General features: G+C 34.5%; 18 protein-coding genes. 6 read left to right on the top strand and 12 right to left on the bottom strand.

Features of this window, described 5'->3' with window-relative positions; translation table 11 throughout:
- Positions 1–346: 346 nt before the first annotated feature.
- Positions 347–1,243: a DMT family transporter gene (locus tag A9G32_RS04650; protein WP_065589606.1), complete on the top strand. Its 897-nt coding sequence runs from the start codon at positions 347–349 to the stop codon at positions 1,241–1,243.
- Between the two features lie 112 nt (positions 1,244–1,355).
- Here A9G32_RS04650 and A9G32_RS04645 read toward each other — a convergent pair whose 3' ends face one another.
- Both A9G32_RS04645 and mprF read right to left on the bottom strand, forming a co-directional pair.
- The gene (locus tag A9G32_RS04645) at positions 1,356–2,636 is read right to left on the bottom strand and encodes a virulence factor family protein (RefSeq protein ID WP_081296752.1); all 1,281 of its coding nucleotides are present in this window, start codon (positions 2,634–2,636) and stop codon (positions 1,356–1,358) included.
- A gap of 1 nt (position 2,637) precedes the next feature.
- Positions 2,638–5,241, bottom strand: a complete 2,604-nt coding sequence (gene mprF, locus A9G32_RS04640; protein WP_065589607.1) for a bifunctional lysylphosphatidylglycerol flippase/synthetase MprF — start codon at positions 5,239–5,241, stop codon at positions 2,638–2,640.
- A 463-nt stretch (positions 5,242–5,704) separates the two neighbouring features.
- Between mprF and A9G32_RS04635 the strand changes: the two genes are divergently transcribed.
- The 3 genes from A9G32_RS04635 to A9G32_RS04625 are packed head-to-tail and all read left to right on the top strand — an operon-like array spanning position 5,705 to position 7,922.
- Positions 5,705–6,562, top strand: a complete 858-nt coding sequence (locus A9G32_RS04635) for a hypothetical protein (protein WP_065589608.1) — start codon at positions 5,705–5,707, stop codon at positions 6,560–6,562.
- Complete coding sequence (locus A9G32_RS04630) at positions 6,490–7,227, top strand: hypothetical protein (RefSeq protein ID WP_065589609.1); 738 nt, start codon at positions 6,490–6,492, stop codon at positions 7,225–7,227. The genes A9G32_RS04635 and A9G32_RS04630 overlap by 73 nt, the downstream gene beginning before the upstream one ends.
- 17 nt (positions 7,228–7,244) lie before the next feature.
- A complete protein-coding gene (locus A9G32_RS04625; protein ID WP_065589610.1) occupies positions 7,245–7,922 on the top strand; it encodes an HD domain-containing protein in 678 nt (225 codons plus the stop codon).
- Between the two features lie 90 nt (positions 7,923–8,012).
- Here the strand turns inward: A9G32_RS04625 and A9G32_RS04620 are convergent, their stop codons facing one another.
- The 9 genes from A9G32_RS04620 to murA form a co-directional block, all read right to left on the bottom strand.
- Complete coding sequence (locus A9G32_RS04620; RefSeq protein ID WP_065589611.1) at positions 8,013–8,936, bottom strand: AEC family transporter; 924 nt, start codon at positions 8,934–8,936, stop codon at positions 8,013–8,015.
- 25 nt (positions 8,937–8,961) lie between these two features.
- Positions 8,962–11,616: a bifunctional uridylyltransferase/uridylyl-removing protein GlnD gene (glnD, locus tag A9G32_RS04615; RefSeq protein ID WP_065589612.1), complete on the bottom strand. Its 2,655-nt coding sequence runs from the start codon at positions 11,614–11,616 to the stop codon at positions 8,962–8,964.
- 178 nt (positions 11,617–11,794) lie between these two features.
- Positions 11,795–12,925 carry a class Ia ribonucleoside-diphosphate reductase subunit beta gene (nrdB, locus tag A9G32_RS04610; protein WP_065589665.1) on the bottom strand — a complete coding sequence of 377 codons (1,131 nt, stop codon included), beginning with the start codon at positions 12,923–12,925 and terminating at the stop codon, positions 11,795–11,797.
- A gap of 144 nt (positions 12,926–13,069) precedes the next feature.
- Positions 13,070–15,358 carry a class 1a ribonucleoside-diphosphate reductase subunit alpha gene (gene nrdA / locus A9G32_RS04605; protein WP_065589613.1) on the bottom strand — a complete coding sequence of 763 codons (2,289 nt, stop codon included), beginning with the start codon at positions 15,356–15,358 and terminating at the stop codon, positions 13,070–13,072.
- A 698-nt stretch (positions 15,359–16,056) separates the two neighbouring features.
- Positions 16,057–16,317: a GNAT family N-acetyltransferase gene (locus tag A9G32_RS04600; RefSeq protein WP_034914455.1), complete on the bottom strand. Its 261-nt coding sequence runs from the start codon at positions 16,315–16,317 to the stop codon at positions 16,057–16,059.
- 234 nt (positions 16,318–16,551) lie between these two features.
- Positions 16,552–17,514 carry a 6-phosphofructokinase gene (gene pfkA / locus A9G32_RS04595; RefSeq protein ID WP_065589614.1) on the bottom strand — a complete coding sequence of 321 codons (963 nt, stop codon included), beginning with the start codon at positions 17,512–17,514 and terminating at the stop codon, positions 16,552–16,554.
- A gap of 93 nt (positions 17,515–17,607) precedes the next feature.
- On the bottom strand, positions 17,608–18,504 hold the full coding sequence (locus A9G32_RS04590) for a cation diffusion facilitator family transporter (protein WP_065589615.1): 897 nt from the start codon (positions 18,502–18,504) through the stop codon (positions 17,608–17,610).
- 11 nt (positions 18,505–18,515) lie between these two features.
- The gene (locus tag A9G32_RS04585; RefSeq protein ID WP_065589616.1) at positions 18,516–19,091 is read right to left on the bottom strand and encodes a DJ-1 family glyoxalase III; all 576 of its coding nucleotides are present in this window, start codon (positions 19,089–19,091) and stop codon (positions 18,516–18,518) included.
- 51 nt (positions 19,092–19,142) lie between these two features.
- A complete protein-coding gene (gene murA, locus A9G32_RS04580) occupies positions 19,143–20,396 on the bottom strand; it encodes a UDP-N-acetylglucosamine 1-carboxyvinyltransferase (protein ID WP_065589617.1) in 1,254 nt (417 codons plus the stop codon).
- A 483-nt stretch (positions 20,397–20,879) separates the two neighbouring features.
- Between murA and A9G32_RS04575 the strand changes: the two genes are divergently transcribed.
- The gene (locus A9G32_RS04575; protein WP_304362647.1) at positions 20,880–21,971 is read left to right on the top strand and encodes an FAD-binding protein; all 1,092 of its coding nucleotides are present in this window, start codon (positions 20,880–20,882) and stop codon (positions 21,969–21,971) included.
- 46 nt (positions 21,972–22,017) lie between these two features.
- A complete protein-coding gene (gene can, locus A9G32_RS04570) occupies positions 22,018–22,677 on the top strand; it encodes a carbonate dehydratase (protein WP_034914468.1) in 660 nt (219 codons plus the stop codon).
- Between the two features lie 14 nt (positions 22,678–22,691).
- Here can and nrdG read toward each other — a convergent pair whose 3' ends face one another.
- Positions 22,692–23,156 carry an anaerobic ribonucleoside-triphosphate reductase-activating protein gene (nrdG, locus tag A9G32_RS04565; RefSeq protein WP_065589618.1) on the bottom strand — a complete coding sequence of 155 codons (465 nt, stop codon included), beginning with the start codon at positions 23,154–23,156 and terminating at the stop codon, positions 22,692–22,694.
- Positions 23,157–23,160 lie beyond the last annotated feature (4 nt).

The raw sequence follows: 23,160 nt of genomic DNA, 5'->3' as shown, positions 1-23,160 counted from the left end.
ATTACGTTTTTCATTTTTTGCCTTCCATTCGAGTTTTCGGGTGGATTTTTTTTTGCCTGATATTTTTTCCATTTGCATATTTTGTAAAATCCTTTCTTCTTCCATTATCTATTAAGAACTACTTGCTTTAGTTTTTTTGCTTATTTTGTTTGATATAATTTGCACTAATACGTATAGAAAACTAGTATTGCTAAAATTTTAATTATTTAAATAGCGCCTTTTCTTTCGTTATCAAATCTTCTTATAAATTGTTTTAAATTTTTTTGAATACTACTATTTTAAATAAAAGATTAAGCAATGAACTGTACTTTGGTTGCGAAATAATTATGTGAGCAGAGAGATTATTATGTTATTTTCAAAAAGGACACAAGGGCACTTAATCGCATTAATGACAGTGTTTCTTTGGGGAACAACATTTATTGCAACTAAAGTTTTATTGACGGATTTTAAGCCAATAGAGATCTTGTTTTTTCGATTTGGACTTGGCTATCTAGCCCTTTGGATCTTATCACCGCGCTTTTTGGCTTGGCAGGGGGTTAAGCGAGAGTTTATGTTTTTATGTGCAGGGCTGTGTGGTGTAACTTGTTACTTTTTATGTGAGAATATTGCATTAACTTATACTACAGCTTCAAATGTTGGAGTAATTACCACTTTAGCACCAATATTTACTGCAATACTATCTATTTTCTTTTTAAAAACCGAAACACCACCTAAACGTTTTTATATTGGTTGTTTATTTGCAATTATTGGTGTTGGACTAATTAGCTTTAATGGTAAGTTTGTGCTTTCGTTAAATCCACTTGGTGATCTGCTTACTATGTTGGCTTGTTTATTTTGGGCTTGTTATTCGATTTTAACTAAAAAAAGTAGCAATTATGGTTACAATACTATTTTGTTAACAAGGCGATTCTTTTTTTATGGTTTGATGTTAATGTTTCCTGTGTTATCTCACTTCGACTTTGATTGGAATTTATCACGTTTTACCGATCCCGTTAACATTTTTAATTTTTTATTCTTGGGTGTTGGAGCCTCGGCTATTTGTTTTTCATCTTGGAACTATGCTGTTAAATTAATTGGTGCAGTTAAAATTAGTATTTATTTATATTTAGTTCCAATTCTTACTATTATTGCGGCTGTTATTATTTTGAACGAACCTTTCACTTGGATTGCTGCTATCGGAACATTATTTACGCTTTGTGGTGTGTTATTATCAGAAGGTGTAGTTAGGGTAACAAAAAAATAATTTTTTTATTAAGTCGAACATATAAAAAGGAGCATTAGCTCCTTTCAGATTGATGACAAAGAACTCGATTTTATTTAATAAATTTGCAATATTTTGATATCACTAATCGAAATTATTGTATTCTTTTATCAATTGCATCCATGATAATTTGCCCTAAATGCTGATAATCTTCGTCAAAATGATGGCCCCCGGGTAATTTGAATGATTCACCTTTCATTTCTGGTTGTAAACATCCAGTATCGTCTTTCTCTTCTTCACCATAAATACAAAATAGTTTACTCGCTGGTATGTTATTAACTTCTGGACCTGTTTTCATTTCATTACCAGCTTGACCAAGCCAACCACTGATTTCAATTTCAAAATTAGCATTTTTTGAAAATGCGATCATCACAATCGCTTGAACACTATTTTGATCTGTAGTTGATAACCGGTTATAAAGTGCAGGTAAAATATCGCCTCCAAATGAATATCCTGTAAGTACAAAATGAGTTATTCCCCATTTTTCACGATATTGTTGCATTAAGTAAGCCAGATCTTTGGCACTACGCTCAACAGAACGGTGTTGCCAAAACAGTTTTAAAGCATCGACACCAACAACAGGGTAACCATGCGCTGCCATATATTCAGCAGATACTTTGTCTAAGTCACGCCAGCCCCCATCGCCAGAATAATAAAGAGTAACGGTTTTAGGATGAACTTCTTTACTCGTTGCGGGTAATTCAATAACAGGTAGCTGTTGATGATCACCAAATAAAATTGAAGATAAATGCAAACTTAAAAGCTCAACAGGTGAGGTTTGGTATTCGCCAATTCCTGTGGTGACAGCAATCTTTTTCTGTTCTCGTGGGAATACGGCAACATTTTCTTCGGGTGGATTATTCCAAATTACTTGCCACGTCCCGTGGTTAGCTTGACTTGGCAATGGATCATCACAATCTTTATGATCTAATATGAATTCTATTGATAATGCCTTAGCATCATCACTTTGTTGTTCTGCTAGCCATCGATAAGCAAAAGTGGCACCTTCTCTCATACCTGCAACAACAAAATTAGATTCTCCTAATATGTTTACAGCTTGGTTAAAGCGATTTTTTTGCTCAGCACAAGTTGCTTGCGGTTTTAATTCAAACTGAACTAGTTTGGCGCCCATTTTTTCAGATAAGTTTAATAGTTGTTGTTCTGTAAAATGATTGTTGTTAGTTGCGACAATAATAGCCGCAGCTTCGGCTGTTTGTTTAGGTTTTGCCGATATAATAGAAAAGTCATTTTCGATTGTTATCGTTTTTACTGACGCACTATCTTGGTTTTTTATCAAATACCAACCAACAAATCCTAATAGTACTATGAGTATCATAACAATTAACAACAAAATGTAGCGTATTATTTTTTTCATATTATGATCTCTTATTCTTTTTTAATCCCGTTATTCCACCTGAAATTAGCATGGTGGTATCAATGATTGCAACTAAAGGATCAAGTCCTGCTGGTGCAGCCATATAACGTGGCTCCCAGTGTGTTGCAAACTTCTCTTTAAAGCGACGTAATCCTTGGAAGTTATAAAAACGTCCCCCCCGTCTAAAAACTAATGCACCTAGTCTTTGAATCATGGGAGCGCCTCGACGTCTTTGCATACCTGCAAGTGGAACCATCCCTAAACTGAAAAATTTAAAATCTTTTTGTTGATAATGTAAAATCAACCCAACCATTAAAAACTCCATAGTTAATTTAGGAATATCTTGGACAACACGCATTAAATCAATGCTTGCACTATAATTTTGATTTGTTTCTAGCAGATTTACAAAAGCAATAATACGACCTTCATATTTTATTGCCGCAATAGTGAAATTGTTCAAGTATTGCTCGGAAAAAGATCCTAACGAAAATTGCTTTTCTTTAGCGTGTTTGCTTTTTAACCATGCATCTGAAACGGCTTTTAATTCATCAAGTGGTGCTGTGCCTGGAGAATAAAATACTAAAGATAGACCATCTCGTTGACCACGATTCCAAGTGTAGCGAAGATCTTTATAATCTTTTGAGCTTAAATCAAATTGTTTTAAATTAACTAAGGCTTCTTCACCTAGCTTAATAGTTCTAAGACCAATATCCATATAAAAAGGTAAATTTGCTGCTTTAACTTGATAAAAAACCGGACGAAGATTATGTTGATCGCACAAATCTCGAAAAGTCCAAATTAAACTAGCACGATCAGTACTGTTTCCAATTGGATCATAAAGGGCAACCATGCTTCTGCCTCGTTTGGCATACATTATAAAAGCTGTTTGTGATTCATTAAAAAGTAATGACTTATCGCCACTCATGGCAAGCCCACCTTCAGGTTGTTTTGAATCTAAAATGATTTGATAGGCTTTATTTAGCTCGTTTTGTTCTGGTTGAGTTAGAATTGGTGGTGCAGGGCGAAATAACCAAAACAACATAATAAAGCTTAACAAAATAAAACTGCCTAAAGCGGCACGAAGAGCACGCGGTACTCGGCTGTCTAACTCAAATTGCCACCATAAATCGTGACTATAAGGAATATCTTGATATATAAATAAAATTAGCCATACAAAAAGCGCAATAATGCAAAAGCAGATGACAAAGGATTTAATTGAAAAAGGTAATATGCTTAATCGACTTTTACGATAAAAAGCATGTTTAAAATGGATTAATAATATTGCTATAATTAATAATACACTGGCTTCAATCCAATGTAATCCGCGTAAAAGCGAGCAGATACTACCTAAGAATAATAAAATAATTGAAATACCCCATGCAAAATAGAGTCTTCGTCTTACTCCTACCGCAAGTAATAAGCATAAAACGCCAATTAAACTTGCAATTAGATGGGCAATATTGACTATTTTACTGGGGATAAAGGTGCTGACTAAATGGTGATTAAACCCAGGAAGTACACTTGAAAACATCATTACCACACCGGCCAAAAATACAGCTGCCGCCATGATGGGCGCTGCAATTCCTGTTTCTGTCTCTTTGACTTGAGGTGCGGTTAAAAAATGTTTTCCTTCATTTATTAAAAGTAAAATAGCTGCCAAAATAAGGGGGATTAAAATATAAATAATGCGATAAATGATTAATGCAACGGTTAATGAAGCTATATTAATTTCGGATGAGAATGCTGCTAGCATAATGGCTTCAAATACACCAACACCACCAGGAACGTGACTCAATACTCCAGCTACTAACGCCAGAATATAGATCATAATAAAGGTGACAAAATCAGGGTGTTTTGGTAAAAGAAAATAAAGTACTGCGCCAGCCAAAATGGCATCAAATAGAGTAATAATAAATTGGTAAGATGCTAAACGAAGATTAGGAAGACGGATAGACCATCGAAATAATTGATATAATTGGGTGTTGTTATTTGGTTTTTCTGCTAATCGCTTATTTTGCAAAAAGATAAATAGCACACCATAAAAGCAAATTACGCTACATGCAATTATCCACACACTATTTGCTGATAAATGCAAAGCTAACATCGTATTTTGGGGATGAATTAAAGCGGTAATCGCTGCTAATAGTGGTAACGTGAATCCTAATGATAAGGTAACAAAAATTGACATTCTGGCAACATCAATAGTTGTTAATCCTTGTTTAAAATAGAGACGACAACGCACCGCACCACCAGATAATGCCGACAATCCGATTGCATTACCAATAGCTGAGGCACAAATTCCGCCTAGTACAATAGTTGCGGGTTTCAATTTGACACCCGCATAACGTGCAGCTGACCATTCGTAGCAGATCAACATTAAATAACTACCAATGGCAGATAAACACGAAAATAAAATTGTAGACATCGAAAGGTGATGAATAGCTCTTTTTAACTCATTAACATTAATTGCCTTAAGTAAGTGCCAACACACAATCAGCGCTATAAAAAAGATAGATAGACCAAATAGTAGAGCTATAAATTGGCGATAACGAGTGAAGTATTCTATTAACTGCCAAGGCAAAACTTTACGCGTTGATATTTTCACTTAATCAACTCCAATATTTGCTTTGATAATATTTTGATTCGCGCATTCTACCTTTCCATTTTAGTGAAAACAATCGTAAAAAAATAAAGAAACAATAAAAAAACATTAATTACTGAAATTTTACTATTAATATTGTATGTGTATTTGTTTACCTAAGATTAGATTACTTTAGAAAGAACGTTTTACCTTCTAATATTGTATCTAGACGATGGAAAATGTCTTTTTGCATGTGATAGACAATTATTTTATTGAAATTTTTATGTAAAAAATATCCTTTACGCTATAATCGTGTTGACTTAATTTTTAATTTGTGAAACTAGATTTTTTGTTGAAAATGTATTTGCAAAAATCGATCATTACCAAGTAAGCACTATGCGATGTGATAAGTTGACAAGAAATTATGCTAGCAACGTTATGGTATAGCATTTGTATGATGTGGATATTAATGTAAAGGAACATTATCATGAAGTCAAAGGTACAACATGTTAGAATAAAAAAGAAGAATAAGAGTGGGTTAATTAAGCAGTTAGCATTAAGTTATTTTCGTTTTGTTATATGTCGATTATGCTTCTGTAGCGATTTACTGTTGATATTGCAAAAAAAACTCATCACTTTAAAATCAATTTTATTTTTGTGTTTTTGTATAGGAATTAGTCATCCTTTATTTGTATTTGGGGTATTACCTAAAGTTAAGTCTGCAAAAACCGTAAAAGAAATACAGGGTTCAGCACCTTATTTAACGTTTGATGGTGGCAAAACCCAATCATGGGATACGGATAGATTTTTAAATATTGAGCTACCTGATGGTAAGGTGCTAACCCCAAAAAACAATCCCTCAACTAAAGCCAATCCGATACCATTGCCGCATGATGGTTTAAAACTTAGCGATATTAAAACGCTTATTCCATTGGGTCAAAGTGCTATTTCAATGACCGATTTGCTGAATAATAATGGTTTTTGGGCTGATAAAGATGGCGATGGTGATATTACCGCAACGGGGAATTTAACTATTATTGGTCGAGATGCCAATGGTACCGAAATGGGATTAGATGATACCTTTCAGGATTGCAATGCGCCCTATAGTGTAACAATGCAAAGTGATAATAGCATTTTATCAACGGCTTATGGAAAACCAAATTCAACTCAGATAGCAGCTAATCGCGCCACCTATTACCTAAATCCGCCTAAAGGCGCTTGTACTTATTCTGCCAAGCCTAACTTATATTTAAGTAATAGTCGAAAAAAAAATTGGGGGGGGCAAATTATTCAGGTCCACCAAACCAATGGGATGATGCAAAAGGTTTTAAACGTCAAGATTTAAATAATCCGGCATCAAACTTTCCAACCATGGGGGCATATGGGCTATTTTTTACCATGGATATGGTTGATAGCTTAGGCAGTGATATGACGTTTGACAAGTCACCAGCAACATCGGGCATTGATTTAACTATAACGGGCAATGGCAGTATTGCCAAGATTCGATTAGTCGGACCCAAAGAGGGGGCTAGCGCTGCCGAGGCAGCAACCGCAGTGCCGACGACCTTTATCTTATATTCCGATAAAGCCAAAACCAATAAAGTATATAGTTTTACCATCAAAAAATGGTTTATCGCAAGAAAGGATTATAGTGGTAGCAATCGTAGTTATGCTCAGGCTGAACAATACTGTAATCAGTTGGGCTATCAAATACCTACAGTTAATCAATTAACTAATGCTAATTCTCAATATTGGAATCAAGGTTTAGCAGGTCAGGGGAGTAATTATCAACGTCGTATTGGTGGGGGATTATTGGCAGAATGGGGAGAAACTTATGACTATGCTAACATTAATGATAGCTACCCTGGTAGTAATTTCGAAAGTAATATGGTTTATTGGACTAAAAATACATATAAATCTCCATACGAAAGACCTATAAATCTTCTAGTATATTCTAATATGGGACAAGTTGACATTTGGTTGTATGGAAATACAGTTTGTGTAAATTAAATTAGCAAAATAATATTATGAATAATAAAAATGATAAGCAACAACAGGGGATTATTCAAGCTATACAATCTTTTGTTAAACGAAAATTGGCTAATGACTTTTCAGGTCATGATATGGCGCACATTGAACGTGTTGTAAAGTTAGCAAAAAAGATTTTACAGCATGAACCAAAAGCGAACGGTTTTATTGTGATTGTTAGCGCTTATTTACATGATGTGATTGATGAAAAAGTGGTTGCTGATGTGAGTCAAGCAATAATGGAATTGCGTGATTATTTAACGTCTTTAACACTTACCGACACCGAAATTAAGATGATTTTTGCTATCATCGAGAATATGTCATATCGAAAAAATCTTAATCAGAAAAAAGAATTATCACTAGAAGGGCAGATCGTACAAGATGCCGATCGTTTAGATGCATTGGGTGCAATTGGTATTGCTCGCACCTTTTATTATGGCGGTAATAAGCATAATATTATGTACGATCCTAATATTTCACCACGAACTGCACTGGATGAAAATAATTATAAACATCCTAATACCGTTATTAATCATTTTTATGAAAAACTTTTTTTACTTAAAGATATGATGAATACCCCCATAGCAAAAAAGCTAGCCGAGCCAAGACATCATTTTTTAGTTCAGTTTGTTAAACAATTTGAAAAAGAATGGCAAGGAGAGGATTATTCTTACTGAAAATTAGTTTATCGATAATAGTTAGAGTATGAATAATTAATTTTTGAAAAATTTGTATAACGCCTGCCTCTTTTAAGAAGGCAGGTTTTACTAAAATGGAATTGGTGTTCCAACTAATCCAAGTACAATAGGAAGAGTGATCAAGCTTAATAAAGTACTGAGCAAGGTCGCACTTGATACCAGTTCTGGATGAGTATCAAATTGTACTGACATTAATGTGGTATTGGCGGCACTTGGCATTGCAGCTAGGACAATTAAAACTTGTTTATAAACAGGCTCAATTGGCATAAAGTAAACCATACAAAATGCCACAATTGGTGAAATCACCATACGTGCAAGCAAGGCAAATGAGATTTTAGGATAATCAAGCTGAGTAAGTTTTATTTTTGCCAGTTGCATGCCCAAAATAATCATGATCACTACAATTGATGCGTCACCGATCATTCCGATTGAAGTCATAATCGATTTAGATAAAGGGATGTGGCACAATTGGAAAATAATACCTAAAAAAGCACCATACGCTACAGGCATGCGAATAACTTTATTAATAACGTCTTTTTGATTTACAATATCATTATGAGCGCTACCTTTAGCCGCATAGTAAATGCCGACAGTGCTCATTACAAACTGTTGTAATACCATCATTATTACGCCAAGATCAAAGCCGACTGCTCCAAAAAAGATTAATAGTACAGGAGTGCCATAGTTACCATTGTTCATAAAACAGGAACTCAAAATCATTGCACAGCGCTCTTTAACTGAATACTTCATGAGTATCGACCAAATTGAGACAATAATGACTAATGAAAAGCATAAACCAAAGACATAACCAATATAAAATAGATAATCTGTGGTTAAAGTATGAGTATAAAACGTTTTAAATGCCAAAAAGGGCGATAGCACATAAAGTGACATTTTCGATAAGTTGGCGACATCAAATTTTAAGGCTTTTTGTGCGATAAAACCTACAATAAAGATACAAAAAATAGGAAATAAGATAATAAAAAATTGCATAAGTTATATCTTTTGGTTAATTAAATTAATTCATTGAATCAAAAGCTATAATGATTGATTCTCGAAGTTTTTGACATGTTTCATCATCAAGCGCTTGATTGTTTTTATCAGTTAGAATAAATAGATCTTCAATATGTTCGCCGATAGTTGCTATTTTAGCGCTACGTAATGATAAATCTAAATTAGCAAATATTTCGCCCACACAAGCCAGCAATCCCGGTCTATCAAGTGCTATGAGCTTCATATAGGTTTGGCTGTCATTAAAGGCTGAAAGAAAGTTAACCTCAGTCGGCACTGAAAACGATCGCAATCGTTGTTTCGGTGGTTTTATGGTGACAGGTTTGTAAACAGGTTGTTGTAGTGCTTTATCAAGTGCATTTACTAGACCTTGGTTTCTATCTTCTTGTACAGTCTGTCCATTAGGCTCTAATACGATAAATGTATCGAGTGCAAATCCTTTTTTATTCGTAATGATAAGTGCATCATGAATAGTTAAATTATGCATACTTAGCGTATTACACACAGTTGCAAATAGATAAGGTCTATCTGGCGAATAAATAAAAAGCTCACTACCACCATGAGATGGATTTGGATTTATGGCTACTAATGTTTTGCCCAAGTCATGTTGCAATAAAATTTTTGCATGCCATACAATTTGTTCGGTTGTATAACGGACAAAGTAGTCAATGCGATAGTTTTGCCAAAGCTCTTTAATAATTTGTTCATCATAATTTTGTTTAACTAAAATGGTTAATGCCTCTTGCTTATTTTTACGTGCAACACTTCGCTGTTCGGGTATTTGGTGTATACCAGAGTCAAAGGAACTTGCTGCACTAAGATAGAGTTCGCGCATTAAACTTTGTTTCCAATTATTCCAAAGCGTTTCGTTTGTAGCACAAACATCAGCTACTGTTAGGCATAACAAATACTGTAAGCGACGCTTACTTTTGACCAATTGAACAAATTCTCCAATTACCGCAGGATCTTGTAAATCTCTGCTTTGGGCGGTAACAGACATCAGTAGGTGATAACGTACTAACCAGCAAATTAAATCAGTATCTTTGGTTTCGAGTTCGTGTAGTTGACAAAATTTTTCAACTAAATGAGCGCCAATTTCCGAGTGATCGCCATGCCTACCTTTGCCAATATCATGAAATAGACCAGCAATTACCAATAATTCGAGTTTAGGTAATTTAGCAAATACTTTTGCACTATTAGGATGTTTTTGTTTGCCACTTTCGGTTTTAAGACTATCAAGTTCAAGCAGCAAGCGGATGGTATGTTCATCAACAGTGTAAGCATGGAATAGATCAAATTGCATCATCCCAGATATATGTTTCCAACCCGGTATATAGACAGAAAGTATACCGTATTTATGCATTGGTAAAATGGCTTTATTAATTGCATCTGGGTGCTTGATAATCGACATAAAAAACGCTCTTGCTTTTGCATCTTCACAAAGTAAAGTGGTTAGTGTGCGCCGAGCGGAACGTAATTGTCTAATTGTATTAGAATACAGTCCTATAACTTGAGGATTCAACAAAATAGTGTGAAAAAGCTGCATAATCATGACGGGATTTTTTTTGAAAATGTCATTATCTTTTACATCAATTAGGTTGTCTCGAACTTGAAAATATTCGTCAATATCATAAGGTTTGTTATGTGGATTATGTTCAAGTATAGATTCATAAAACAGTTGTAATAACATTTGATTAAGTTCAGTAATATTGTGAGCAACACGATAATAATCATGCATCATCTTCTCAACAGGAGCATTACCTTCGCCTTGATAACCTAACATGTTAGCAATGCTTAACTGACGATCGAATAACAAACGATTATCATAACGAGTTATGACACAATGAAGCGCAAAACGTATTCTCCATAAAAATTTACGACAAGTTTTAAAGTCTTCAATATCTTCAGGGGTTAAATAGTTGAAATCAGCTATTTTTTGTAGAAATTCTCCACCAAAGTGACGAATCGCTATCCATTGAATAATTTGCATATCTCGCAATCCACCCGGACTATTTTTCAAATCAGGCTCTAGGTTATAAGAGGTGCTGTGATATTGCTTATGACGTTCATGTTGTTCTTGTATTTTTGCCTTATAAAAAGCACGAGACGGCCAGATTCTATCGCTAAAAATTTGCTTGTGTAGTTCATCTAATAGTAATTGATTGCCAGAAATAAGCCTTGATTCAATCAAATTAGTCATTATTGTGATATCATTTTTTGCTTCTTGTAGGCAGATTCTTAATGTTCTAACACTGTGCCCTATATCTAAATGCAAATCCCATAACAAGCGGACTAAATCACTGATCTGTTTTTCTATCTCTTTAGTCAACGGATAATCACTTAAAATTAAAATATCAATATCTGACAGTGGGTGTAATTCCGCTCGACCATAACCACCAACAGCAACCAAAGCGATACGATTACGTTTAAAGAAGGAAGAAACATGTTTAGGTATTTGATAAAAACGCCATAATCGCTCAAGTAAACGGTCAATAAATTGACTGCGTAAATGCACTAAGGTATCAATGTCAGCTTGTTGCTCAAACTGGACCATGGACCACTGTTGAAACTCCTCAAGCTGCTGTTTTAGATATGTAATATTTATCTGTTCATCATTGAAATTAAGTGGAGAGACTGGGTAACACAAATGGGTTTTAGTCATAGCTATATTATCAAATTAAGACAATTCAATAGCTATATCGTTACCCGATTTTAAATGACTGTCAAGCTACGGTTAGAAGAAAGAAAATTATTATTAATTGATATTAACAACAAAAAAGGAACAATAATTTGTTCCCTTTGTCAAAAAGTTTCAGGTAAGTATGTGTTTGAGTATAAAATTATAAAGTAAAATCGCTTAAATCATCTTCATTAATTTCAGAATCAATTTGTCCAACTAAATATGAGCTCATTTCGGCTTCTTGTGGTGCTACTTGCACATTATCAGAAACAAGCCAGTTATTAATCCATGGAATTGGATTGGATTTAGCTTCAAAAGGTAATTTTAGTCCGACCGCTTGCATACGAATGTTCGTTATATACTCGACATATTGGCATAATATATCTTTATTTAAACCAATCATTGAGCCGCCCTCAAACAGGTATTCGGCCCATTGTTTTTCTTGATTAGCGGCTTGTAAAAATAATTTATAACAATCTTGTTCACACTCTTTGGCAATTTCAGCCATTTCGGGATCGTCTTCACCACTGCGTAGTGTGTTGATCATAAACTGAGTGCCAGTTAAATGTAGCGCTTCGTCGCGGGCAATAAGTTTAATGATTTTAGCATTCCCTTCCATTAGTTCTCGTTCAGCAAAAGCAAATGAGCAGGCAAAACTAACATAGAAGCGAATAGCCTCAAGTGCATTGACACTCATTAAACATAAGTAAAGTTTCTTTTTAAGTTCACGTAAATTAATGCAAACAGTGCGATTATTGATGTTATGTTCACCCTCACCAAATAAATTATAGTAACTTGCATAGCTAATAAGATCATCATAATAACCTGCAATGTCCCCAGCACGTTTTTGAATTTCTTTATTTGTGACAATATCATCAAAAACCACAGATGGATCGTTAACGATATTACGAATGATATGAGTATATGAACGAGAATGAATGGTTTCAGAAAACGACCAAGTTTCTACCCATGTTTCCAATTCAGGTATTGAAATAAGTGGCAGTAAAGCAACATTAGGGCTACGACCTTGGATGGAATCAAGCAGAGTTTGATATTTTAAATTGCTGATAAAAATATGTTTTTCATGCTCTGGTAACGCAGCATAATCAATACGGTCTTGTGAAATATCGACTTCTTCTGGGCGCCAAAAGAAAGAAAGTTGTTTTTCAATTAGCTTTTCAAACATCTCATATTTTTGTTGATCATAACGCGCAACATTCACTGATTGTCCAAGGAACATTGGTTCTTTAAGCTGGTCGTTATGCACTTGCGAAAAGGTACTGTAATTCATACTCATAAAAGAACTCCTACTCATTTACTGTTGCTTTTACCGCTTCCTTTTGACAGTGTAAAAGGCAAGTTGAATGGGGAAATTACTAGTTTTCCCCGATAAAAAATTGAATTTTAGCGTGTAGCTATTTAGTTTTAATCAAGGTTAAATTTTGCAAGCGCCACCTTCACAGCCATCATCCGAATGGGTTGTTGGAACAATATCACCTTGAATATCTTCAGCGCCATCGCGTGTATTATGATAATAGAGTGTTTTTACGCCAAATTTATAAGCAGTCAATAAGTCTGATAATAGCTGTTTCATGGGTACTTTATTATTTGGGAACTTAGCCGGATCATAATTAGTATTAGCAGAAATTGATTGATCAATAAATTTCTGCATGATGCCTACTAATTGTAAATAACCAGTGTTATTTGGAATTTGCCAAAGTAATTCGTAAAAATTTTTCAGATGGTTATACTCAGGAACCACTTGTTTTAAAATACCATCTTTTGATGCTTTTACACTAATAAAACCACGTGGTGGTTCAATACCATTTGTTGCATTGGAAATTTGTGACGAAGTTTCTGATGGCATTAATGCCGATAATGTCGAATTACGAAGTCCATAGGTTTTAATTGATGCTCGTAGTGATTCCCAGTCATAGTGTAATGGCTCTTTAGTAATGGTATCTAAATCTTTTTTATAAGTATCAATAGGTAAAATACCTTGCGAATATGTGGTTTGACTAAATAATGGGCAGGATCCCTTTTCTTTAGCTAGATTATTCGATGCTTTTAGCAAATAGTATTGCATTGCTTCAAAGGTACGGTGAGTTAAATTATTGGCACTACCATCAGAATATTTAACCCCATGTTTTGCTAAATAATAGGCATAGTTAATAACACCAATACCTAATGTGCGGCGATTTAATGAAGAATGACGAGCTGCAGGTACAGGATAATCTTGGTAATCAAGTAGTGAATCAAGAGCGCGTACTGCTAAATCGGCTAGTTCTTCAAAGTCATCTAGGGATTCTATTTTACCTAAATTAAAGGCTGATAATGTGCAAAGGGCAATTTCGCCATGTTCATCATTAACGTTGTTAAGCGGTTTTGTTGGCAGTGCAATTTCCATACATAAATTAGATTGATGAACAGGTGCTAATTGTGCATTAAATGGGCTGTGAGTATTACAGTGATCGGCATTTTGGATATAAATACGCCCAGTTGATGCGCGCTCTTGCATTAATAATGCAAAGAGTTCAACGGCTTTAACTTCGCGTTTGCGGATATTTGGATCTTGTTCGTATTGGTGATAAAGCGTTTCAAACTTATCTTGATCGGCAAAGAAGGCATCATAAAGTCCAGGAACGTCCGATGGGCTAAATAAGGTAATATTTTCGTTTTTGATTAAACGTTGATACATTAATTTATTGATTTGTACGCCATAGTCTAAATGGCGGACACGATTTTCTTCAACGCCACGGTTGTTACGTAATACTAATAAACTTTCAACTTCTAAATGCCAAAGAGGATAGAAAACAGTTGCTGCTCCTCCTCGCACACCACCTTGCGAACAAGATTTAACCGCTGTTTGGAAATATTTATAAAATGGAATGCAGCCTGTATGAAAAGCTTCACCACCGCGAATTGAGCTTCCTAACGCACGAATTCGCCCTGCATTAACCCCAATTCCTGCCCGTTGTGATACATATTTAACAATAGCGCTTGCTGTGGCGTTAATAGAATCTAAACTATCATCACATTCAATTAATACGCAAGAACTAAACTGTCGAGTAGGAGTACGAACCCCCGCCATAATTGGCGTTGGTAGCGAAATTTTAAAGGTTGAAACGGCATCATAAAAGCGTTTGATATAACTAAGACGTGTATCTTTAGGATAATTAGCGAAAAGGCAAGCTGCAACTAGAATATATAAAAACTGCGCGCTTTCATAAATCTCGCCAGTGACACGATTTTGTACTAGATATTTTCCTTCAAGCTGTTTAACTGCGGCATACGAAAAAGACATATCTCGCCAGTGATCGATAATCTTATCCATTTGTTCAAATTCTTCTTGCGTATAATCTTCAAGCAAGTGTTTATCATAAAGCTCGTTATCGACCAATTTTTTAACATGTTCATAAAGTGAAGGTGGGGTAAATTGATTAAAGGCTTTTTTACGTAAATGAAAGATCGCTAAGCGTGCGGCTAAATATTGATAGTCTGGCGCTTCTTGTGAGATCAGATCGGCTGCAGCACGAATAATTGTCTCATGAATATCCGATGTACGAATGCCATCATAAAATTGAATATGTGAACGTAATTCAACCTGAGAAACAGAAACATTTTCTAATCCTTCAGCAGCCCATGTAATAACACGGTGGATTTTATCAAGGTTTATTGGTTCTTTCTTTCCATCTCGTTTGGTAACGAGTATTGATTTATTCATTCTTTCATTCCAATGTTAAAGTATATTTTTAATTATGATAATTGATATTTATCAAAATATACAATATGTAGTACCTATTAATTAAATTTATCACTATATGTAGTATTATTAATCAATAGTTCAAATTTATTAATTAAAATAAAACGTTATTGATTTTAATAGCTAGAATTTATTTTTTCATAAAAAATGAAAAAAAGAACTTATGCCAGTTACCGTCGTGCTGTCGATATCTTTTAATTGATTATCGGCAAAGTAAAAATTTGTGTAAAGCGATAACAAAAAATTTGAAAGCGATTTATCAGGCTACAACAGAACAGCAAGCACAAGCATTTACGCATTTTGGGTCAATTTGGGTTGAAAAGTAGGACTATACTAGCCAGTCGTAGCGTATAGGAACTGGGAAAACCTCAGCACCTTGTACTTACCCGTGTTGACATTCGCAAAGCAAATTTACATCACCAATGCAATAGAGTCTTTAAACAGTCCTATTCGCCATATCATCAAGAAATGTAAAGTTTTACAAACAGATAAATCAGTTAAAAAAGTCATTTTTTGGACAATACCACACGCTTGTAATAAATTGGCTATATCAATCCAAAACTTAAAAAAATGCTATAAGTCGGTTCATTATAAAATTTGGTGACTGAATCAACCGTCACCTTGAATAGGTAAATACACAAAATTTAGAGTAGTGCCTTTCAATCTGATTTTCTAGTTAATTTCTTAATAGCAAACGAGCAAATAGGAATAATCTCACGCTTTTCTTGCTGTAATTTTTCTACTACAAGGTCTAATAAATTATCTGCAATACCTTGACCACGATACGCAGAATCAACATAAGTATGATTAATAGTAGCTTTATCTTTCCCGACCCTTGTAAAGGTCATTTCAGCTATTTCTTTATTATTAGCATCACAAGCATAAAAACGATCATTATCTTCTAAAAAATGTAGTGTCATAAAATTACCAATATAACATTGTAATTAGTTTACTATGATTCACATCCATACTTGATAAATAAAAACTCTTTTATTATTAAAAGCAGCCTAATTCCATATCGACTCATTTTAAAGGAGTTAGTAGATAAACAAATAGGTGACTGTCATAAAATATCATTTTTACCAGTTCACCTATTAATAAAACAATCAGATATTTATCTACTACTAATTATGCTTAAATGGCACAATTAACATTTAAAATAATCGTTTGGCTGTATTATATAGATCCATATCAAATGGACGCTTCATATTATTGATAGCATCTATAATATCGTGATGTACTAATTTACCATTTTGTACGCCAACGCTTCTACCTGCATAGCCTTGTAGCAGTAATTCAACAGCATAAGCCCCCATACGAGACCCCAAAATACGATCATAAGGGACAGGAGAACCACCACGTTGAACGTGCCCTAATACTGTGGCACGAGTTTCGTGATGAACAGCAGCTTCAATGTCTACTGCAAGTTGATTTACATCACACATATGTTCTGTAACAGTCACAATTGCATGTTTTTTACCTTTTGCAAAGCCTAGTTTAATTTCTTCGATTAGATCTTCCTTCGTATAAGAAACCTCTGGAATAATCATAAATTCACAACCACCAGCAACTGCTGCATTTAAGGTTAAATCACCACAATCTCTCCCCATTATTTCAATAACTGAAATTCGGTTATGTGAAGAACAAGTATCACGTAATCTATCGATTGCTTCAACTGCAGTACTAAGTGCAGTAAAATACCCTATAGTATAATCAGTACCACGAATATCATTATCAATAGTTCCTGGTAAACCAATACATGGAAAACCTTCTTCAGTTAATCGCATTGCGCCCATATATGAACCATCACCACCAATAACAACTAAAGCATCAATTTGATGTTTTTTTAGATTAGCAATGGCTTTTTGTCTTACAGCTTTATCTTTAAACTCTGGAAATCTAGCCGAACCAAGAAATGTACCACCACGAGTAATAATATCAGATACACTTGAACGCTTTAGTTGAACAATGCGATCTTCACAAAGTCCCATATAACCATCATAAACACCAAAAACATCCAACCCTTCTGATAATGCTGTTCTCACTACACCTCGAATAGCAGCATTCATTCCTGGAGCATCGCCACCACTGGTTAAAATACCTATTTTTCTTATCATATAAAATAACTCCAAATTATTAACTTTTAGTTATTATAGAGTCTTAACAGATATCTAACAATAGACAATAAAAGCTATTTTTGATTAAGTTTTCTACTTCATCATTTCGATGGGCACAACAGAAATTGGATCTTGATGAATAATCACCGTTGCAGGAGAAAATTCTTTAGAAATATGTTTTTCAATAGCATCAGCAATGGCATGAGCAGTGATTAAAGGCATATCATCGTCTAATTCAAGATGCAATTGAATAAATTTGAGAGGGCCTGCTTGGCGGGTCTTTAGATCATGAAAACCTCTTACATCTGGATATGAAGCAACAATTTCAGCTATTCGCAAATTATCACTATCTGGTAAAGCATGATCTAATAGGTCTTTAATTGCATTATGTGCAATGTGATAAGCATTATAACAAATATACAAAGCAATAAAAATTGCAAAGGCCGCATCAGCATAAGTAATGCCATACCAACTTAAACAAAGTGCAATTATAACAGCAATATTCAACAACATGTCGGAAGAATAATGCAACATATCGGCTTGAATAGCATTACTTTTAGTGATTTTTACAACATATCTTTGATACAAAACAAGAATGCATGTCACTACAGCAGAAACAGTTGAGACAATAATCCCCAATAAAGGTTCCTGTAGTTCATTCGGATAAATAAAAGAGCGAATACTAGAAAGTAACAAAATTATTGCAGAACCAATAATAAACGCGCTTTGTAATAATCCTGCCAAAGATTCGGCCTTGCCATGACCAAAAGTATGATCAGCATCTGCAGGCTTTAGTGCATAACGAACTAAAAAAAAGTTAACACCAGAAGCAAGTAAATCGATACTTGAATCTAATAATGAAGCAAATAAACTTATTGAACCAGTAAACCAACAAGTAATAAATTTAATTAAAATTAAGGAAATAGAGATTGAAACGGCACCTAGCGTCGCTCTTTTAACTAATTTTTCATACAAATGTGAATTTGACATTTAGTACCTATTTATTGATAGGATTCAATTCCCAAAGGAAGAACTAATTGCCGAGCAATTTCAGCTGCTTTTATTCGGCCTAACAACGCATCTATAATTTTTAAAGCAAAATCAATAGAAGTTGCGGGACCTTGGCTAGTAATAACTTTATACAACTCATCAAAATAAACTCTATCGGACTTCCAATTTTTAAACGCCTCTTTAGTGGTTGGATAACCAGTCATATATGCGTGTGGAAATAAGTTATGATGTTGTAAAACCATAGCTGGAGAAGCACAGATTGCAGCAACAATACCGCCACTTTGGTGCGTTTGTTTCAATTTTTCGATTAGCAATGGACAATCTCGAAAATTTTCAGCACCTTTAACACCTCCAGGTAAAACAACAACATCAAAATCAATGTATTGAACATCCGAAAGTATTTTTTTTGCCAAAATGGTAACTCCTCGAGAACATTCAATTTCACGAGAACTTGAAATACTTGCAGTAGTAACTTTAATATCAGCTCGGGTTAATAAATCGATAGTGGTTACTGCTTCTGTTTCTTCACAACCATTCGATAAAAACACCAATGCTTGCTTTGTCATCATTACGCTCCTTTTGAAAAAACAACTTATTAATTTTTTATCGAAAATGAATTATTTCACCCTTTCAATATTGGCGCCTAATTTTCTTAATTTTGCTTCAATATTGTCATAGCCTCGATCTATATGGTAAATACGATCAACAGTGGTTAAACCTTCAGCAATACAACCAGCTAAAACTAGACTCGCTGACGCCCGCAAATCCGTCGCCATCACTTGTGCACCGCTCAATGTTTCAACACCATGGGTAATTAAGGTATTACCTTCAATTTCTGCTTTTGCACCCATGCGAATTAGCTCAGGAACATGCATAAATCGATTTTCGAAAATGGTTTCTTTAATGATTCCTGTACCTTCAGCAACCATATTTAGCAATGAGAATTGTGCTTGCATATCAGTAGGAAAACCTGGATGCGGAGCAGTATGAATGTTAACAGCTTTTGCCCTTTTTCCTTGCATATCTAAACAAATCCAATCTTCACCTACCTCAATCTTAGCACCAGCTTCCTTCAATTTAGAAAGCACCGCATCAAGTAGGGTTGGATCAGTTTTACGGCAAGTGATTTTACTTCTAGATATAGCTGCCGCAACTAAAAAAGTCCCTGTTTCAATACGATCAGGAACTATTTCATGTATACCACCACCTAAACGTTCAACCCCTTCTATCTCAATACGCATTGTACCAGCACCAGTAATTTTAGCGCCTAACATATTTAAGAATTTAGCGGTATCAACAATTTCAGGTTCACAAGCTGCATTTTCGATGATAGTTTTGCCTTCAGCTAAAGTTGCGGCTGACATAACCGTAACGGTCGCGCCAACACTCACTTTATCCATGACAATATGAGTACCTTTTAGTTTTCCATTGACTGACGCTTTAACATAGCCTTCATCAAGTGCGATTGTCGCACCAAGTTGTTCAAGACCACTAATATGAAGATCAACAGGTCTTGCACCAATAGCACAACCGCCAGGTAATGAAACTTGTCCTTGCCCAAAACGAGCGACAAGAGGACCTAAAGCCCAAATTGAAGCACGCATAGTTTTTACTAGCTCATAAGGTGCACAGTAGTTATTCAGATGACCTGCATCAAGGTAAATAGAATCATTTCGTTCATATTTTACACCTAGCTGGCCTAGCAATTCCAAAGTTGTATCGATATCTTTTAATTTAGGAACATTTCGAAGTTCTACTGGTTTTTCTGCCAAAATTGCAGAAAATAAAATGGGTAGCGCAGCATTTTTTGCGCCAGAAATAACCACTTCGCCATTTAGCGATGTTGGACCTGTTACGTGAAACTTTTCCATTGTTAACTCTTATGCGTGATAAATTGGCTATTATTATAGAAGCTATTTACTAATAGTTAAATGAATTTCATTAAAAATTGAAAATATCGCTTTTTTGAGATCAATAAAAACAACTAAAAATCAATAAGTTAAAAATTTTATCTTATTTTGAATCTAGTAAATAATTACGATTAATCAATGATTGACTCAAACAAATTAGCGCCTTATAGTGAATATACTATTTTCACATACAATTTGGGTTATATGACATATACCGCAAGATGTCCTTATATCAATACGATAATATTCAGTCGAGGGAAAAATATATTTGATTCACTTGCAAAAACAAGTCAGATTAATAACAAAAATAAATTCATTAAAAAAGAACGTTTATATCTAATTTTATACTGAAACACATAGTTACCTGAAACTTTTTTACAAGTTAACTGGCATAGAGAAGTGCTCATCTTTAATAGTCACACATAATTTAATTTGCTAACATAAATGGCTTTTAAACATGGTAAAAAAGAACTACACAATAACATGGATTACGATATCGCGATTATAGGACTAGGGCCTGCTGGCAGTACGCTAGCCCGTTTACTGAGTCCTTCATTCAAAGTCATTGCATTAGATACAAAACATAAAACGGGAAATGGCGGATTTCATAAACCTTGTGGGGGACTATTAGCAGATGATGCACAAAAAGCCTTTGCTAGGCAAAATATAAACTTACCGGCTGATATTTTAACTGATCCTCAAATTTTTAATGTCAGAACTTATGACTTACAAACCAAACTTATTCGCAACTATCAGCGAAGTTATGTGAGTTTTGATAGGCACAAATTTGATCTGTGGCTAAAATCACTAATACCATCAAATGTAACCGTCCTTCATAATACACTCTGTAAAGAAGTAAGACGCATTATTGATGGTTATCAGATCACTTATCTTGATGAAAATAAAAATGAACACAACGCCACTGCTCAATATGTGGTCGGTGCTGACGGTGCCAATTCTCTGGTTAGACGAATGCGATATCCTCAACATACGATAAGACAATATGTAGCGATACAACAATGGTTTATAGAGCAACATCCAACGCCATTTAATTCTTGTATATTCGACAATGAATTAACAAATTGCTACTCGTGGAGTATTTCAAAAAATGGTTATTTTATCTTTGGCGGTGCTTTTCCTAAAAAAGTAGCGAATCAAAATTTTGAACAATTAAAAGAAAATTTAACTAAACAAGGGTTTATTTTTGGTAAACCTCTCAAAACAGAAAAATGTTTAGTGGTCTATCCAAATCGGCTACGTGATTTTTATACTGGTAATGAAAATATTTTTTTAATTGGTGAAGCTGCTGGTTTTATTAGTGCAAGTTCGTTAGAAGGTATTAGCTATGCTTTAGATAGCGCTGAAATTTTAAGTAAAATATTAAATAGTGGCCATCCAAAACCTAATAAATGTTATTATCAACGTACAATACCATTACGCTTCAAACTTTATAGTAAAATTGTTAAAGCCAAACTATTAACAACTCCTTTGTGGCGTAAATTAATAATGAAAAGTAAGATTCAGCATATTGAATAACTTAAAATAAAAAAATAATAATGAAATATATTGGGAAATATTAATTATGTTTGATGTAAACGATCTGATCCGTTTTAACCACGAATGGTCAGAAAAAATAGAGCAAGAAGATCCTGAATTTTTTAAACAACTTGCAGTTGAACAAAATCCTAAATTTTTATGGATCGGCTGTTCAGACAGTCGTGTGTCAGCAGAAAAACTCATTAAGTTAAAGCCAGGTGAGTTATTTGTGCATCGTAATGTTGGTAATCTTGTAATACACACTGATTTAAACTGTTTATCTGTCGTTCAATATGCAGTGGATGTACTTAAAATTGAAGATATCATTGTTTGTGGTCATTTAGGTTGTGGTGGAATTCGTGATGCGGTTGAAAATCCTGATTTAGGGCTAATTAATAACTGGTTACTGCATATTCGTGATCTTTGGTTTCGAAACAGCTCACTTCTAGGGGAATTTCCACCCGATATCCGTTTGGATGTTTTATGTGAACTTAATGTAATCGAACAAGTCTACAATCTTGGACACTCTACAATTATTCAATCTGCATGGCAACGAGGTCAAAAGGTTAATTTGCATGGTTGGGTTTATGGAATTCATAATGGCAAAATTACTGATTTGCATATCACTTCATCAAGTAGCGAAAATCTTGAAATTAACTACCGAGAAGCTATTTCTTATCTTCTAAATTTACATAAATCTCACTAATTAGCCCATGATTTTTATTTAAAACGATGGATAACTTGATTGCTGCTTCCTCGCCATAATAGACGAGGATCAGCAAGTTCCTGCACAAATTTTCCATCAATTAACACATCAATATAAGGAATAACTGCTTGTTGTTCAGCAGTTAACTCATCAAGCTTATACCCAGTCCAAAGCCAGATATCTTTATTATCGCACTCAGATTTAACACGTTGGACCAGTTTTAATATAGTTGCAACGTTTTGAGGATGCAAAGGATCACCGCCAGAAAGCGATAATCCTTGACGTTTTATTTCAGTATCTTGTAAATCTTTAATGATTTGATCTTCAAGTGCTTGTGTAAATGGTAAACCAGAATTTACTCCCCATGTACTTTTGTTATAGCAACCTGGGCACTGATGTACACACCCGGCAACAAAAAGAACACAGCGAGTTCCTTCCCCATTAACAACATCGACAGAATAATAACGATGATAATTCATAAAT

The sequence above is a fragment of the Gilliamella sp. Gris3-2 genome, from assembly GCF_001690345.1.
Lineage (GTDB): Bacteria > Pseudomonadota > Gammaproteobacteria > Enterobacterales > Orbaceae > Gilliamella > Gilliamella bombi.
The sequence above is the reverse complement of the archived record's forward strand: the minus strand, read 5'-3'. Positions and strand labels throughout refer to the sequence as shown.